General features: G+C 54.8%; 14 protein-coding genes. 10 read left to right on the forward strand and 4 right to left on the reverse strand.

Annotation, left to right across the window (positions count from 1 at the left end):
* The first annotated feature begins 126 nt into the window (after positions 1-126).
* A complete protein-coding gene (locus ACZ1G7_RS12600; RefSeq protein ID WP_472659739.1) occupies positions 127-2,385 on the forward strand; it encodes an NADP-dependent malic enzyme in 2,259 nt (752 codons plus the stop codon).
* Positions 2,386-2,422: 37 nt separating this feature from the next.
* Here the strand turns inward: ACZ1G7_RS12600 and dnaJ are convergent, their stop codons facing one another.
* Positions 2,423-3,559 carry a molecular chaperone DnaJ gene (gene dnaJ / locus ACZ1G7_RS12605; RefSeq protein WP_472659740.1) on the reverse strand — a complete coding sequence of 379 codons (1,137 nt, stop codon included), beginning with the start codon at positions 3,557-3,559 and terminating at the stop codon, positions 2,423-2,425.
* A gap of 81 nt (positions 3,560-3,640) precedes the next feature.
* Positions 3,641-5,569 carry a molecular chaperone DnaK gene (gene dnaK / locus ACZ1G7_RS12610; RefSeq protein WP_472659741.1) on the reverse strand — a complete coding sequence of 643 codons (1,929 nt, stop codon included), beginning with the start codon at positions 5,567-5,569 and terminating at the stop codon, positions 3,641-3,643.
* A 227-nt stretch (positions 5,570-5,796) separates the two neighbouring features.
* On the opposite strand from dnaK, the gene ACZ1G7_RS12615 reads away from it, so the two are divergent.
* Positions 5,797-6,402: an alpha-ketoglutarate-dependent dioxygenase AlkB family protein gene (locus tag ACZ1G7_RS12615; protein ID WP_472659742.1), complete on the forward strand. Its 606-nt coding sequence runs from the start codon at positions 5,797-5,799 to the stop codon at positions 6,400-6,402.
* Between the two features lie 3 nt (positions 6,403-6,405).
* On the opposite strand, the gene ACZ1G7_RS12620 is transcribed toward ACZ1G7_RS12615, so the two are convergent.
* Complete coding sequence (locus ACZ1G7_RS12620; protein ID WP_472659743.1) at positions 6,406-7,227, reverse strand: ABC transporter permease; 822 nt, start codon at positions 7,225-7,227, stop codon at positions 6,406-6,408.
* Between the two features lie 117 nt (positions 7,228-7,344).
* Between ACZ1G7_RS12620 and cysQ the strand changes: the two genes are divergently transcribed.
* The 8 genes from cysQ to ACZ1G7_RS12660 all read left to right on the forward strand — a co-directional run bounded on the left by cysQ (position 7,345) and on the right by ACZ1G7_RS12660 (position 16,264).
* A complete protein-coding gene (gene cysQ / locus ACZ1G7_RS12625; protein WP_472659744.1) occupies positions 7,345-8,142 on the forward strand; it encodes a 3'(2'),5'-bisphosphate nucleotidase CysQ in 798 nt (265 codons plus the stop codon).
* Positions 8,142-8,942 (forward strand): 3-deoxy-manno-octulosonate cytidylyltransferase, encoded by an 801-nt coding sequence (gene kdsB, locus ACZ1G7_RS12630; RefSeq protein WP_472659745.1) that lies wholly within the window; start codon positions 8,142-8,144, stop codon positions 8,940-8,942. The genes cysQ and kdsB overlap by 1 nt, the downstream gene beginning before the upstream one ends.
* Before the next feature lie 130 nt (positions 8,943-9,072).
* Complete coding sequence (galU, locus tag ACZ1G7_RS12635) at positions 9,073-9,966, forward strand: UTP--glucose-1-phosphate uridylyltransferase GalU (RefSeq protein ID WP_472659746.1); 894 nt, start codon at positions 9,073-9,075, stop codon at positions 9,964-9,966.
* A 20-nt stretch (positions 9,967-9,986) separates the two neighbouring features.
* Positions 9,987-10,970, forward strand: coding sequence for a UDP-glucose 4-epimerase GalE (gene galE, locus ACZ1G7_RS12640; RefSeq protein WP_472659747.1), 984 nt, complete (start codon positions 9,987-9,989; stop codon positions 10,968-10,970).
* Between the two features lie 52 nt (positions 10,971-11,022).
* On the forward strand, positions 11,023-12,012 hold the full coding sequence (locus ACZ1G7_RS12645; protein WP_472659748.1) for a glycosyltransferase family 2 protein: 990 nt from the start codon (positions 11,023-11,025) through the stop codon (positions 12,010-12,012).
* 128 nt (positions 12,013-12,140) lie between these two features.
* The gene (locus tag ACZ1G7_RS12650) at positions 12,141-13,151 is read left to right on the forward strand and encodes a glycosyltransferase family 2 protein (RefSeq protein WP_472659749.1); all 1,011 of its coding nucleotides are present in this window, start codon (positions 12,141-12,143) and stop codon (positions 13,149-13,151) included.
* Positions 13,148-14,848, forward strand: a complete 1,701-nt coding sequence (locus ACZ1G7_RS12655; RefSeq protein ID WP_472659750.1) for a DUF5927 domain-containing protein — start codon at positions 13,148-13,150, stop codon at positions 14,846-14,848. Before ACZ1G7_RS12650 ends, ACZ1G7_RS12655 begins: the two co-directional genes overlap by 4 nt.
* On the forward strand, positions 14,849-16,264 hold the full coding sequence (locus ACZ1G7_RS12660) for a sulfotransferase family 2 domain-containing protein (RefSeq protein WP_472659751.1): 1,416 nt from the start codon (positions 14,849-14,851) through the stop codon (positions 16,262-16,264).
* Here the strand turns inward: ACZ1G7_RS12660 and ACZ1G7_RS12665 are convergent.
* Entirely contained in the window at positions 16,261-16,725 is a 465-nt protein-coding gene (locus ACZ1G7_RS12665) for a PTS sugar transporter subunit IIA (protein WP_472659752.1), read from the reverse strand. The two genes, ACZ1G7_RS12660 and ACZ1G7_RS12665, sit on opposite strands and share 4 nt — an antisense overlap.
* Positions 16,726-16,738 lie beyond the last annotated feature (13 nt).

Raw genomic sequence — 16,738 nt, forward strand, 5'->3', positions numbered from 1 at the left:
AATATCCCCCTGGTCGCGTGTTCGGGCGAGTCTACAAACGCCGTTCGGCGGGTGAAAGGGGCAATCGGTTGTGTGACGGGAAATGCGTGGTTAACAATGATCCTCGGCCCAATAGGAAACTAAATCATGACCAAAAGCACGCGCGTGACGCCCGAAGAGGCGCTGAGCTACCACCTTGAACCGACACCCGGGAAGATCGAGATCAACGCCTCGACCCCGATGGCAACGCAGCGCGACCTTTCGCTGGCGTATTCGCCGGGCGTTGCCGTGCCGGTGGAAGCGATCGCGGAAAATCCTGACACGGCCTATGACTACACGACCAAAGGCAACATGGTTGCGGTCATTTCAAACGGGTCAGCGATTTTGGGGCTGGGCAATTTGGGGGCGCTTGCGTCCAAGCCGGTGATGGAAGGCAAGTCGGTATTGTTTAAGCGTTTCGCCGACGTGAACTCGATTGACCTAGAGTTAGACACTGAAGACGCCGATGCATTCATTAACGCGGTGCGTTTGATGGGGCCGTCTTTTGGCGGGATTAACCTTGAGGACATCAAGGCGCCGGAGTGTTTCATTATTGAACAGCGGCTGCGTGAGGAGATGGACATTCCCGTCTTCCATGACGACCAGCACGGGACCGCCGTGATTTGTGCGGCGGGGTTGCTGAATGCTTTGCACCTGACGGGCAAGAAAATCGAAGATGTGAAGATCGTTTTGAATGGTGCGGGGGCCGCTGGGATTGCGTGTGTTGAGCTGATCAAGGCGATGGGGGCCAAGCACAACAATTGCATCGCTTGCGATACGAAGGGCGTCATTTACCAAGGGCGCACCGATGGCATGAATCAGTGGAAATCGGCACATGCGGCGAAGACCACGGATCGGACATTGGAAGACGCAATGAAGGGGGCTGACGTGTTTCTGGGCGTGTCGGCAAAGGGCGCTGTCACGCAGGAGATGGTGAAATCCATGGCGGACAACCCCGTGATCTTTGCGATGGCGAACCCCGATCCAGAGATCACGCCAGAGGATGCGCATGAGGTGCGGCCGGATGCGATTGTGGCGACTGGACGGTCGGATTACCCCAATCAAATCAACAACGTACTGTGTTTTCCCTATCTTTTCCGGGGGGCGTTGGATATCCGCGCGCGCACGATTAATGACGCGATGAAGATCGCTTGCGCGGAGGCTTTGGCGAAGCTTGCCCGTCAGGATGTGCCCGACGAGGTCGCCATGGCCTATGGGCGCAAACTGACATTTGGGCGTGATTACATTATTCCGACGCCGTTTGATCCGCGGTTGATTTTCACGATCCCGCCAGCGGTTGCGAAGGCCGGGATTGATACGGCGGTGTCGCGAAAACCGATTGTTGATTTTGAACAATATGAGGCCGACCTGCGTGCGCGGCTGGACCCGACGGCGAGCATGTTGGACGGGTTGTTCAACCGGGCGAAAAAGACGCAAGCGCGAATGATTTTTGCCGAAGGCGATGACGTGCGGGTGTTGCGTGCGGCGGTGTCTTATTCGCGGTCTGGCCTTGGGCAGGCCTTGGTCGTGGGGCGCGAAGATGATGTACGCGAGAAGTTGGATTCTGTCGGGTTGTCAGACGCTTACCGCGAATTAACAATCGTAAACGCGCGCAATTCGGAGCATTTGGACGAGTACCGGAACTTCCTGTATCAGCGCTTGCAGCGCAAAGGCTATGATCATCAGGATGTGCATCGGCTTGCGGCGCGTGACCGGCATGTGTTTGCGGCCTTGATGCTGGCGCATGGGCATGGCGACGGTTTGGTAACGGGCGCAACACGCAAATCTGCGCAGGTTTTGGGTCTATTGAACCACGTTTTTGATGTGTCGGAGGCCGATGGCGCCGTTGGTGTGACAGCGCTTCTGCACAAGGGGCGGATTGTCTTGATTTCCGACACTCTGGTGCATGAATGGCCTGACGAGCATGATTTGGCACATATTGCGATACGTGCGGCGGGCGCTGCGCGGTCATTGGGGCTAGAGCCACGCGTGGCATTTGTCAGCTTTTCGACATTTGGGTACCCGGTCAGTGAGCGGGCTGAGAAAATGGCGCATGCGCCAGAGGTTTTGGCGCGGCGCGGCGTCGATTTTGAATTTGACGGCGAGATGACTGTTGATGTTGCCATGAACCCTGATGTGATGGCGGATTACCCGTTTTGCAAATTGACGGGCCCTGCGAATATTCTGGTGGTCCCGGCGCGGCATTCGGCGTCGATCTCTGTCAAATTGATGCAGGAAATGGCTGGCGCGACAGTGATTGGCCCGATCTTGAGCGGGTTGGATCAACCGGTCCAGCTTTGCGCCTATACGTCGACAGCCAATGACATTTTGAACATGGCAGTGATGGCTGCGTGTAAGGTCGGGTAAGGCGGGCGGGTGGGCCTGTGACCCACCCGGCGTTTTGCTACGCTGAGCCGTCCCAGAAGGATTTGACCTTCTTGAAGAACCCGGACAGCTCTGGGTTGTTTTCCTGGCTCATCTGTTCAAATTCCTTCAGCAGTTCTTTCTGCTTGGAGGTCAGATTGACCGGGGTTTCGACCGCAAGTTCGATGAACATGTCGCCTTGGCCACTGCCGCGCAGCGCGGGCATGCCCTTGGCGCGCAGGCGCATTTGGCGACCGGATTGGCTGCCTGACGGGACTTTGACGCGGGATTTTCCGCCGTCGATTGTCGGCACCTCGACATCGCCACCCATCGCGGCGGTGGTCATGGAGACGGGCACGCGGCAGAACAGATCAGCGCCGTCGCGTTCGAATAGATCGTGCTGTGCAACCTCGATGAAAATGTAGAGATCACCGGATGGGCCGCCGCGCAAACCGGCTTCACCTTCACCAGCAAGGCGGATCCGTGTGCCTGTTTCGACGCCCGCAGGAATGTTGACAGAGAGGGAGCGTTCTTTTTGTTCCCGCCCTGCCCCGCCGCAGGTTTTGCATGGGTTTTTGATGATCTGGCCGACGCCGGAACATGTTGGGCACGTACGCTCAACAGTGAAGAAGCCTTGCTGCGCGCGTACTTTGCCCATCCCGGAACAGGTCGGACAGGTTTGCGGCTCGGCGCCGCCTTCGGCCCCGGTGCCGTCACAGGAGGTACAGGACACAGATGTTGGGACGGTGATCGCTTTTTGCAGGCCGTTGAACGCGTCTTCGAGCGTGATGCGCAGGTTGTAACGCAGATCTGAGCCGCGCGAGGCGCGTCCGCGCCCGCCACGTTGCTGCCCGCCCATGAAGTCGCCAAACAGGTCTTCGAATACGTCCGAGAACGCGCTTGAGAAATCGCCGCCACCGGGGCCGCGTTGCCCGCCGCCGCCCATTCCGCCTTCGAACGCGGCGTGGCCATAGCGATCATAAGCCGCTTTTTTGTCAGCGTCTTTGAGGACTTCGTAGGCCTCATTGGCTTCTTTGAATTGCGCTTCTGCGTCTGGATTGTCTTGGTTGCGATCTGGGTGCAACGCCTTCGCTTTGCCGCGATAGGCTTTTTTCAACTCATCGGCTGAGGCCCCTTTTGGGACGCCAAGTACGTCGTAATAGTCACGTTTTGCCATTTACACAGGTCTCCCCTGAAAACCCATGAGACCGGCCGCTTTAGTTCGGCCGGCCTCAAACAGTTTGGGTTTCAGCGCCACTTACGCGCGTTTGTCGTCGTCGAGGTCTTCGAAATCAGCGTCGACAATATCGTCATCTACGCCGCGTGGCGTGTCGTCGGGCTCGGCGTCGCCATCGGGTGCGGCGGCCGCTTCATCCTGGCTGGCCTTGTAGATGGCCTCACCCAGTTTCATCGACGCTTCCGTCAGGTTCTGGATGCCGCCTTTGATCTTGCCAGCGTCTTCTGTTTCCAGAACTTCCTCAAGCGCTTTGATTGCCAGTTCGATGACCTCCACAGTGGAGCCGTCGACCTTGTCGCCGTGATCTTCGAGCGACTTTTTGGTGCCGTGGATCAGACCTTCGGCCTGGTTCTTGGCTTCGACCAGCTCTTTGCGTTCTGCGTCGGCTTCTGCATTGGCTTCGGCGTCCTTGACCATTTGGTCGATCTCGTCGTCGCTGAGACCGCCGGAGGCCTGGATCGTGATCGCCTGTTCCTTACCGGTACCTTTGTCTTTGGCGCCGACCGACACGATGCCGTTGGCGTCGATGTCAAAGGTCACTTCGATCTGCGGCAGGCCGCGTGGTGCTGGTGGGATTTCTTCCAGATTGAACTGGCCCAACATTTTGTTGTCGGAGGCCATCTCGCGCTCGCCTTGGAAGACGCGGATCGTTACCGCGTTTTGGTTGTCTTCAGCGGTTGAGAAGATTTGCGACTTCTTGGTCGGGATGGTGGTGTTGCGGTCGATGAGGCGTGTGAAGACACCGCCCAAAGTCTCGATACCCAGAGACAGCGGGGTCACGTCGAGCAGAACAACGTCTTTGACGTCACCTTGCAAAACACCGGCCTGAACGGCGGCGCCCATGGCGACTACTTCGTCCGGGTTTACGCCTTTGTTAGGCTCTTTTCCGAAGAATTTTGTAACCTCTTCGATAACCTTTGGCATCCGGGTCATACCACCGACAAGAACGATCTCATCGATATCACCAGTCGAAAGTCCCGCGTCTTTCAGCGCTTCTTTACATGGCTTGATCGAGTTTTTGATCAGGTCGGAGACGAGGCTTTCCAGCTTGGCGCGGGTCAGCTTCATGACCATGTGCAGTGGCTGGCCACCTTTCGGGTCCATCGAGATAAACGGCTGGTTGATCTCTGTCTGCTGGCTGGAGGACAGCTCGATCTTAGCTTTTTCGGCAGCTTCTTTCAGACGCTGCAGCGCCATTTTGTCTTTCGTCAGATCGACGCCACCGTTTTCCTTTTTGAACTCATCCGCTAGGTAGGAGACGATGCGCATGTCGAAATCTTCACCGCCGAGGAACGTGTCGCCGTTGGTAGACTTCACCTCAAAGAGGCCGTCGTCGATTTCAAGGATGGTGATGTCGAATGTACCGCCACCAAGGTCATAAACGGCAATGGTTTTGGTTTCTTTTTTGTCGAGACCGTAGGCAAGCGCCGCGGCAGTCGGCTCGTTGATGATGCGCAGCACTTCGAGGCCCGCGATCTTGCCGGCGTCTTTGGTGGCCTGACGTTGGGCGTCGTTGAAATAGGCTGGTACGGTGATGACCGCCTGAGTGACATCTTCGCCGAGATAGCTTTCAGCGGTTTCTTTCATCTTTTGCAGGATGAAGGCAGAAACTTGCGCGGGCGAATACTTGTCGCCGCCAGCTTCGACCCACGCATCGCCCTGACCGCCATTTACGATATCGAACGGCATGTTCTTTTTGTCTTTCGCGAGATCCTTGTCGTCGAAACGACGGCCGATCAGGCGTTTGACGGCGAAGACTGTGTTGGATGGGTTGGTCACCGCTTGGCGTTTGGCGGCTTGGCCAACCAGACGCTCATCGTCAGTGAAGGCCACAATGGATGGGGTCGTGCGAGCGCCTTCAGCGTTTTCGATAACGCGAGGCTGCGAGCCGTCCATGATTGCGACGCAAGAGTTTGTTGTTCCGAGGTCAATACCAATGACTTTGGCCATAGATGTAGGTCCTTCTTTCTTTCGGCGATGTGGCGGAAGACAGACCCTTTGTGGCCCCTGCCCTCCAATCCCAATGAACCGGGGATGGCTCCCCATTCGGAGTTCTGGCGGTATATAGGTACGGGGCTCAGGTGCTGCAAGGCGCGTTTGGACAGGAAATTGCTGAAAAGACTCGGAATTTAACCAATTTTCTTGAGCTCCCGGGCGTGGGACCCTTAGGTGAGGCCATGCAGGGCCCTATCGAACTTCGCGGATTCAAAATTTATCCAGAATTCTTAACGCTTGCCAAACAGCAAAGCCTTGTGGGGGAGCTGCGGGCGGCGATTGCGGATACGCCGCCCTTTCAGCCGATTTTGTCCAGCGGCAAACGCATGTCGGTGCGGATCACCTCGTTTGGGCAGCTGGGCTGGGTTCCGGATCAACGCGGCTATCAATATGGACCGCGTCACCCAAACGGCAGGCCATGGCCCCCGATCCCACAGGCCTTGCTGAAGATTTGGGAGGCGGTGTCCGAGGTACAAACGCGCCCGGATTCTTGTCTAATGAACTACTATAGCGATACGGCCAAAATGGGGATGCACCAGGATCGGGGTGAGAGTGACTTTGACCGACCGGTCGTGTCTGTCTCGCTTGGGGACGAGGCGCTGTTTCGGATGGGCAATACTACCCGCGGAGGCAAAACGGAGAGCATTTGGCTGCGATCCGGCGATGTGGTCGTGATGGGCGGCGCGGCCCGCTTGGCGTTTCACGGGATCGACCGGATCCGATTTGGTTCGTCCTCACTGTTGAAGCAAGGCGGTCGGTTGAACCTGACGATGCGGGTTGCCGGTTAAGTTTTAGCGCCCGGCCATCCAGCTGATGGATGCGTGCTTGCGAGTGTAAAATTCGCCCATCAGGCCAATCATGATCAAAACGATGCCAACATAGATCGGGTAGCTGACCGAGCTGAAATGCGGGTTGTAATTGATGAATGCAAATCCGCGCGCTTGGTCGATCGCATGAAACAGTGGGTTCCAATCGAAAAAGGCCAGGATGTAGCCGGGCATAGTGTTGGCAACAAACATTTTGCCCGACGCGATCATGTTGGCGCGGCTATAGACCATCTGTAGGGTCTGCGCGACACCGGGAAACCACGGTTTGATGGCCAAGAACACCATGCCGACTGCGACACCTGTGAACCAAGCGACCAGGAACATGCCGACAGTTGGGATCGGCTTGTAAAAGACAACCGGGTGCCAGGCGACATGCACGAAAAACAAGATCAGCGCGGCTGACAGCACTTGCAGATAGAGTGAGGACAAAGCGGACGATGTAATGGCAATCGCAGTGTTCATCGGCGCGTGTTTCATCATCGCGGATGTCGGGCCTTCCGAGCTCATGACTGCGCCGACGGCTTTTGTGTGGGTTAGAAAGAGGAAAATGCCGGACAGCAAATACAGGATGAAATCGCCCCGGATCGCGGTGCCGCGCATGCCAAGAACGGTAAACATCAGATAGAATGCTGCGACAAAGACAACGGTTTGGAACACGTTGCTGGCAAGCCCCACGAAGGCATTGCGATGGGTTTTTCTGATTTGCCGGACGGTCGAGAAATAGATCAGCTCTGACAGCCCGAGCGCCGAGCGGAAATGCGAACTGCGTTCTTCCGTCCTGAACATTTTTGCCTGCCTTTTGCCTTCGGTGTCTGATCTTAGGTCAGAAATCTTGCCGTTTGGTTAGGGACACATCATAAGGGGCCCCAAATTGCAAAGCAACTCGGACGCTGATGAGGCCCTATGGATTATCAAAAAATCGCCACCGTATTTCGCACGCTCGCCTTGGAGGCGGGTGACATCATTATGGATATCTACAATTCCGACGATTTTGAAGTGAAGTCAAAATCGGATGACAGCCCTGTGACAGCGGCGGATGAAGCGGCGGACGCGCATATCTCAGCCGGTTTGGCCAAAGCGTTCCCGGACATTTTGGTGGTGACCGAGGAACAGGCCGCCAGCCATTCTGAGAGCGCGAAAGACTTCATTATAGTGGACCCGCTCGATGGCACGAAAGAGTTTGTGAAACGTCGGGGCGACTTCACGGTGAATATTGCTTTGGTGGAGAATGGTACACCGACGCGTGGCGTCGTTTATGCCCCGGCGAAGAACCGGCTATTCTTCACTGACGCGAGCGGCGTGTCGATGGAAGAAGAAGGGCCGTTTGATGCTGAAAAACAGGGTCTAACAAAAGCAATTTCGGTGAAGACGCCTGACAATGACGCGCTGATTGTTGTGGCGTCAAAATCGCATCGCGACCAAGCGACGGATGACTACATCAATAAATACGCTGTTGCCGACATGACGGGTGCTGGGTCGTCTTTGAAATTCTGCCTGGTGGCGACGGGTGAGGCGGATTTGTACCCGCGTCTGGGGCGCACGATGGAATGGGACACGGCTGCCGGCGACGCGGTTTTGCGCGGTGCTGGTGGGTCGGTTGTTCGCTTTGATGACCATTCGGTCTTCACCTATGGCAAGCCCATTTATGAAAACCCGTTCTTCATTGCATATGCGCCGGGCGTGACATTGAAGTCTGCCTAGTGTCGGTCATTATCATCATCCCTGCCCGCTATGCGTCGACTCGATATCCGGGCAAGCCTTTGGTAGCGCTTGAAGGGGCTTCTGGGCAGAAACAGACTCTGATTGAGCGCTCCTGGCGGGCGGCGATGGAGGTTTCGGGCATAGATCGCGTTGTTGTCGCGACCGATGATGATCGCATCAAGGATGTGGCTGAGGGGTTTGGGGCTGAGGTTGTGATGACGTCCCCCGATTGCGCCAATGGGACGGAACGCTGCGCCGAGGCGCACGATGCGCTTGGCGGCGGCTATGATATTGTGGTGAACCTTCAAGGTGACGCACCTTTGACGCCCGCCTGGTTTATCGAGGCGCTTGTTGACGGAATGCAAAAGGATCCGGCGAGCATGGTGGCGACCCCGGTTTTGGCAACCGATGGTGCTGCGTTAAATGGATTTCTGGAAGATCGCCGCGCCGGGCGCGTTGGTGGGACGACCGCGGTTTTTGATGCGAATCGACATGCTTTGTATTTCTCGAAGGAAGTGATCCCGTTTACGTCGCAAGATTACGCCGATAGCGATGTCACGCCGGTGTTCCACCATGTTGGCGTTTATGCCTATCGACCACAGGCTTTGTCCGAGTATATATCGTGGCAGGTTGGATCGCTCGAATCGCTTGAAGGCCTTGAACAACTTAGATTTTTAGAGAACGGCCACGTGATTTTATGCGTCGAAGTAGACGCCCGTGACCGACAGTTTTGGGAATTGAATAACCCTGAGGACGTTCCTCGCTTAGAAAAAATGATGCGTGAGATGGGACTGGGATAATCCCCGTTTGTTTCCCCGTGACACATAATCGCCTAAGATTATGGTACACCGGTCACAAATATGACGTGATGTTTCGCGATTAACGACCTGATTAATGATATCAGCGTAGACTCTTAATATTGAGGCCAGAATGAAACGCAAAGTAACGAAAGCTGTTTTCCCCGTCGCGGGGCTTGGAACACGTTTTTTGCCTGCAACCAAATCGATCCCGAAAGAGATCATGACTTTGGTGGACCGACCGCTTATCCAATATGCGATTGACGAGGCGCGGGCCGCCGGAATTAAGGAATTCATTTTTGTAACCTCGCGCGGCAAAGGCGCGCTTGAGGACTACTTCGATCACGCGCCAGAGCTGGAAACCTCGCTTCGCAAGAAGGGCAAGAAAGACCTGCTGGCTGCGCTGAAAAATACCAATATGGAAAGCGGTGCGATCGCGTACATGCGCCAGTACAAGGCGCTGGGCCTTGGTCATGCTGTGTGGTGCGCCCGTCGCTTGATCGGCAATGAGCCTTTCGCAGTGATCTTGCCGGATGACGTGATCGCGGCGGAAACGCCTTGTTTGCAACAAATGGTCGAAGCACATGCCGAGACCGGTGGCTGTATGGTAGCCGCAATGGAAGTTCCGCCAGAAAAAGCGCCGTCTTACGGTGTTTTGGATGTGCGCGAAGACATGGGATCAATTGTGTCGGTGAACGGCATGGTTGAAAAACCCAAGCTCGAAGATGCGCCGTCGAACCTGGCCGTGATTGGCCGCTACATTCTGACGCCTGATGTGTTGAAAAACCTCAACAAGATCAAAAAGGGCGCGGGTGGTGAGATTCAATTGACCGATGCTATCGCGCAGGAAATTGAAAGCGACCGCGGCGTTTATGGCTACCGTTTCCGCGGACAACGCTTTGATTGCGGCTCTAAAGCGGGCTATTTGCAAGCAACTGTGGCATTTGGCCTTGCGCGTGCAGAGCTGAGGGACGAATTTGGCTCCTATCTGGACGAAATGGTCTCGATGCGGCAGGCGGCCGAATAGTCCCAAAAGGCTCTGGTGGAATGACGAAAGTATTGGTGACCGGCGGCGCTGGCTATATTGGCTCGCATGCGTGCAAGGTTTTGGCGCAGGCGGGCTACGTTCCGGTCACTGTCGATAACCTGTCCACCGGTTGGAAGGATGCTGTGAAATTCGGTCCGTTCGAGCAGGCCGATTTGCAGGATCGGGCGCGCTTGGACGAGATTTTTGCGACGCATCAACCAGAAGCCATCCTACATTTTGCGGCGTTTAGCCAGGTCGGTGAATCCATGGCGGATCCGGGTCTATATTGGCGCAATAACGTCATTGGGTCGCTGACCCTGATAGAGGCAAGCGTTGCTGCTGGATGCAAAAACTTCGTTTTTTCGTCGACTTGCGCCACCTATGGCGAACAGGATGGAGTGGCCTTGACTGAAGACAGCCCGCAAGCGCCGATTAATGCCTATGGCGCATCCAAACGCGCTATAGAGGACATTTTGGAGAATTTCGAAGCCAGCCACGGCTTGCAGCATGTGATTTTTCGGTATTTCAACGTCGCGGGTGCGGATCCGGATGGGGAGGTTGGCGAATTTCATCAACCTGAGACACATCTCATTCCATTGGTTCTGGATGCGGTCGATGGAAAACGCGACGCACTGACGATCTATGGGACGGATTATGATACGCCTGATGGCACCTGCATTCGCGACTATGTTCATGTGATGGATTTGGTCGAGGCCCATGTTTTGGGTCTAAAATGGTTGGTTGACGGCAAAGGCAGCGCCGCGTTCAACCTTGGCACAGGCAGCGGATTTTCGGTGCGTGAGGTAATTGATAGCAGTAGCACGATCACAAATCGCGAGGTGCCGATCATTGAAGGCGCGCGCAGGCCGGGCGATTGCACTAAGCTTGTTTCTGGTAGTGACGCAGCGCGTGAAAAACTTGGCTGGACGCCGACGCGCTCGACGATGGAAGCGATGGTGAGCGATGCCTGGCGATGGCACCAAAACGGGCATTACGACAAGTAACGCGGTCTTGCCGCCGCGTGCTTTTTGGAGGCGCGCCTTGGATGGGTACCGTATGCGGTGGAAGCGTCGCAGGTTCTTGTGGCGCGCGTTTCGGTCCCGGCATTCGCTGAAACTGGTTCAAGACAACACGGATGCGTTTGATGCGCAGTCTATCATCGTGTTTTGCACCTTTCGAAACGAGATCGAGCGGCTCCCCGCCTTTCTGAGGCATTACCGCGCATTGGGCGCGACTGGGTTTGTCTTTGTAGACAACGACAGCGATGACGGTTCGTCTGATCTGGTGTTGGGTGAGGTGGATTGTTCGATTTGGCGCACTGGCGCTAGTTACAAACAGGCTCGGTTCGGCATGGATTGGATGAATTATCTGCTGCGCAGATACGGGTCCGGTCGATGGTGCGTCACGGTAGATATGGATGAACATATCGCCTTTTCGGGCATGAATAGGGTCTATTTTGGTGGCTTGACGAATTGGATGACGTCGCAAGAATTGCCAACCCTTGGTGGGCTCATGGTCGAGCTGTATCCCGAAGGTCGGATTGGTGGCACACAGTTTAGTAGCGGTGATGACCCATTGGAGGTTTTGACCCATTTTGATGCTGGCCCATACCGCGCTCGTCGTCAGAGGCCGATGCAAAATCTTTGGGTGCAGGGCGGGATGCGGGAACGCGTGTTTTTTCAAGATGCGCCGGAGAAGTCGCCGACACTGAATAAGATTCCGCTGGTCAGGTGGCGCCCGGGATATGTTTACGTGAATTCGACGCATTCGATGCTGCCGCCGCGGATGAACGAGGCTTATGTTGATGCCAAAGGCAACCTTCAACCCAGCTTGGCGCTGGTGCACACGAAATTTCTGCCGATGAGCGTTGCGCGTGCGGGTATCGAAAAGCGCCGTGGCGAGCATTTTACCAACAGCGTTCAGTTTGACGACTTTTATGACGCTCTGTCCGAAAACCCGACCTTATGGTTTGAGGGCGCGCAACGCTACGAGGGGCCTGAACAGCTGGAAACGCTGGGATTGATCCGATCAGGTGGCTGGACGTGATAGAAATATGACGTTTTTTCAATTCTCTTTAATATTTGAGACAATAAATCATAATTGAGGCACATTGTTTCGCCAAACGGATGTTATACGCGGCGGTGGCGCCGAAATAAGAGGCCTGAGCAAAGAACGTGAAGTTGCTGGAACGACATCGATTGCGGCGGGAGCGTCTGCGATATCGACTGCGTGCTTTCCGCAAGCGGCGGGAGGTGCAAACTCTTGTCGACCGCACTGCGCAAATCGCCCCCACTGATGTTTTGTTGTTTTGCACGCTGCGCAATGAGCGAAGGCGACTTCCGTACTTCATCAAATATTACCGTGAACTCGGCGTTGACCATTTTTTCTTCGTCGACAACGGATCCAATGACGGGACGACCGAGTACCTGAAAGCACAGGCTGATGTGTCGCTGTTCTATTCCACTCATAGCTACAAAAAGGCCCGGTTTGGGGTCGATTGGATGCAATGGTTACAGCGTCTATACGGACATGACCATTGGTGCCTGACGGTCGATGCAGATGAGTTTTTCGTCTATTCGTTTTGCGATACCCGACCCATTCGCGCGTTAACGGATTGGTTGGATGCGTCGTCGATCCGGTCTTTTGGATGTCTAATGTTGGATATGTACCCAAAGGGTCCGATCAATTCGGTTGTGTATGAGGAGGGTGAGGACCCTATCGAGATCGCGCCGTGGTTCGACAGCGGCAACTACACAATCGAACGCAATCCGTATTACTGGAACCTGTGGATTCAAGGTGGGCCACGTGCGCGGCAGTTTTTCGCGGAGGATGCGAAACACGCACCGGCGATGAACAAAATTCCGCTGGTGAAGTGGCACCGCAGCTATGTCTATCTTAGCTCAACTCACATGCTTTTACCGCGAGGGTTGAACCTGGTTTATGATGCGAAGGGCGGTGAGAAGACCTCGGGCTGCCTGTTGCATGCAAAGTTTCTTGATACCTTTGGCGATAAATCGTCGGAAGAAATGAAGCGGCAACAGCATTATGCGAATAGCCGCGAGTATCAGGCCTACAATCAGAAATTGGACGAAAATCCTGATCTTTGGTGCCAATGGTCAGAGCGCTATATCAATTGGCGACAGCTTGAGATTTTAGGGCTTATGTCAAAAGGAAATTGGGCATGAGCGTCGGGTTTGTGATGCTGGTTCATGAGGCGCTGGACCGCGCCGCGCAGGTTGCACGGCATTTGCATGATCACGGAAAACCCATTGTCATCCATGTCGATCTTCGTGTGGCTGATGAGGAATATCATTGGTTGAAGCGTAAACTCTCCGATTGCGAAAATGTGCTCTTTTCGGAGCGGCACGCCTGCGATTGGGGCAGCTGGAGCATTGTCAGCGCGACACAAACTGCAAGCGAGATGATGCTCGACCGGTTTGAGCATGTCAGCCATGTCTACCTGTCGAGTGGGTCGTGCCTGCCTTTGCGACCAATCGAGGAATTGCAGAGCTATCTGGATGAACGCCCTGAGACTGATTTTGTTGAATCTGTGATGACTGATGAGGTCGATTGGACTGTTGGCGGCCTTGATCGAGAACGGTTCACCTTGCGGTTTCCGTTCTCATGGAAACGCCAGCGGCGATTGTTTGACCGCTATGTTGAACTGCAGCGTCGGTTGAAGATGCGACGCAAGATCCCGGACGGGATGGTCCCACATCTTGGGTCTCAGTGGTGGTGTCTCAGCCGGGCGACCTTGACGGCGATCTTGAAGAGCCCCCGGCGTGAGGAGTTTGAGACTTATTTCAAACGCGTTTGGATCCCTGACGAAAGTTACTTTCAAACGCTTGCAAGGCTCTATTCCAGCTCAATTGAGAGCAGATCACTGACACTGTCGAAATTTGATTTCCAAGGGAAGCCGCATGTTTTCTATGATGATCATATGCAACTTTTGCGGCGCTCTGACTGCTTTGTGGCGCGCAAAATTTGGCCAGAGGCAGAGCAGCTCTACAGCACCTTCCTGGCACCGGCGGATCGTGGATTAAAGCGTGTTGAACCCAACCCACTTAAGATTGACCGCTTGTTTTCCAGGGCCACGGAACGTCGCACGCGCGGACGGTCGGGGCTTTACATGCAAGGGCGCTATCCGGGTGTCGGGTTGGAAACCAGTCGCACGGCGAGCCGGTATTCTGTGTTTCAGGGGTTTGACTACCTCTTTGAAGATTTTGAGGCCTGGTTGAGCAGGCGCACCGGCAACCGCGTTCATGGGCATCTTTTTTCGAAGGAAAAGGTCGAATTTACGGGCGATGAGCCGCTCTTTAACGGATGCTTGTCTAACAGTGCTTCGCTGCGTGACTACAATCCGGAATCCTTTCTTACGAACCTGATCTGGAACACGCGCGGGGAACATCAATGCTTCATGTTCGGACCACATGACGCGCAAGATGTGTCGGAGTTTTTCGTCGCAGACCAGAATGCCCAGATTTCGATCATCACAGGCGCATGGGCGATCCCGCTTTTCCATTCTCAACGCTCATTTGAGGATATCCGCCGTGAGGCGGCTTATTTGCAGCGCATCGAAGCGAAGTATCTTGAGACGCTCAAGCTGACTTGGGTGAAAGCGCGCGTGAATATGTGGAGCCTTGCGGAATTTATCGAGGACCCAATGGAGAAGCTTCAGATGTTGCTAGATGAATTGGGCGGCGGCGCGCAGCGTCGTTTGAAAGAAGTGCCGAAGATGGCGGATCTTACAGGCTTTGGACAATTTTTGCAGGAACTCAAAAATCAGGGGATGAGCCCGTATTTGATGGGTGATTTCCCTGTTGTTGATCAGGATACCCTGTCGGATGCGGCGAGCGGGTCGCGTCCTTATTTGGTGAAATAGATGCGGTTTACGTCTTTTGTGATCCTCGCTGAAATGCGAACCGGCTCTAATTTCCTTGAGGCGAGCTTGAACAGTTTTGAGGGCATTTCGAGCTATGGCGAGGTGTTTAATCCGCATTTCGTGGGGCAACACAATAAGGATGCCCTGTTCGGGATTGGGTTGGATGCGCGGGAGGCTGAGCCGCTAGCGCTGCTTGATGCTCTGCGGGAAAACACGGATGGCTTGGCCGGATTTCGATTGTTCCGTGACCATGATGCGCGTGTTCTAGACCATGTTCTCAACGACCGGGAATGCGCGAAAATCGTTCTGACGCGAAACCCTTTGGACAGCTACGTTTCGTTGAAAATCGCTGCCGCAACTGGGCAATGGAAACTGTCGGATATGCGCCAGCGCCGCGAGGCACAGATCACGTTTGATAACACAGAATTTCGAAAGGAATTGGGCGCCAGGCGCCAGCTTCAGGAGAAGGTTTTGCGCCAACTTCAAGCAAGCGGCCAAGCGGCGTTCTACATCGCTTATGAAGACGTTGGTGATGTTGAGGTTCTGAACGGGCTCGCGGCATATCTTGGTGCTGAAGATCGTATCAAATCAGTGTCTAACAAAACGAAAAAGCAAAATCCTGGTGGTCTGCGAGACAAAGTCGCGAACTATGAAGATATGGTCTCTGCGCTGTCTGCGGTTGACCATTTCGCTCTGTCGGAACTGCCGAATTTTGAACCAAGACGTGGACCTGGAGTGCCGGGCTATCTTGTCGCGCCCTCTGCGCCGCTGATTTACCTTCCCATAGAGAATGGATTGGAACATCAGCTTGCTGGCTGGCTTGCACAGTTGGATGGCGCAACGCCTGCGGATTTGCAAAGCGGTTTTTCACAGAAGGATTTGCGGGTTTGGAAAAAAGCGCACCCGGGCCACCGGAGCTTTACAGCGGTGCGTCACCCTTTTGCGCGCGCGTACCATGCGTTTTGCGACAAGATTTTGTCCCATGAGGATGAAGACTTTGCCGTTGCGCGGTGTGTGATGGCCAAGCGTTACGGGGTTGAGACGCCTCCGCAATCGGTCCAAGATTTAGACGCCCATCGTTCTAGTTTCGGAACGTTTCTTTCATTTCTGAAAGGCCATCTTGCTGGTCAAACCAGTCTGCGGGTTGAGCCACGCTGGGCCACCCAGTCTTCGGTTCTGGAAGGTATTTCATCGGTCCAATCGCCCGATCTTTTGATCCGGGACACTGATCTGCACCGCGATCTGGGTCGCTTGGCGCAGGATATCGGATATGACGCGCCGGATATTCATATTCCAGAGGAGGCTTCGCCATTTTCCTTGGCACAGGTCTATGATCCGGAGCTAGAGCGCTTGTGCCGACAGGCGTATCGCAAAGACTATATAAATTTCGGCTTTACCGATTGGGCGCAAAGTTAAGCTGCCTGACTATTTTCGGTATCGGTCAGGATCGTGAGCAAGGTGGTTGCGTCGTCATTGGCGCGTAGCTTGGCGCAAATTTGCTGTTGTCTGAGTGTGCGCGAGACCAAGGCGAGCGCTTTCAAATGTTCAACACCTGCGTCGCTGGGCGCCAACAAACAGAAAAACAGATCGACAGGCTGCCGGTCTGCGGAATCAAAATCGACAGGTTTATCGAGGCGCAAAAACACCGCAACAACATGGTCCAGGCTATCGATGCGGGCATGTGGCAGCGCTACGCCCTGACCCACACCGGTGGGCCCAAGGTTTTCACGGTCTTGCAACGCATCAAACACATCGGACTGAGAAAGGTCATAGCAAGAGGCAGCGACTTCAGACAGTTCCTGAAACAGCCGCTTCTTGCTGGAAATAGAGGACACGCTCCGAACTGAGCCGGGTTGCAGAATGTCGTTAATTTTCATGACCGCTCTCAAA

Source organism: Litoreibacter sp. JB4-2 (genome assembly GCF_055693445.1).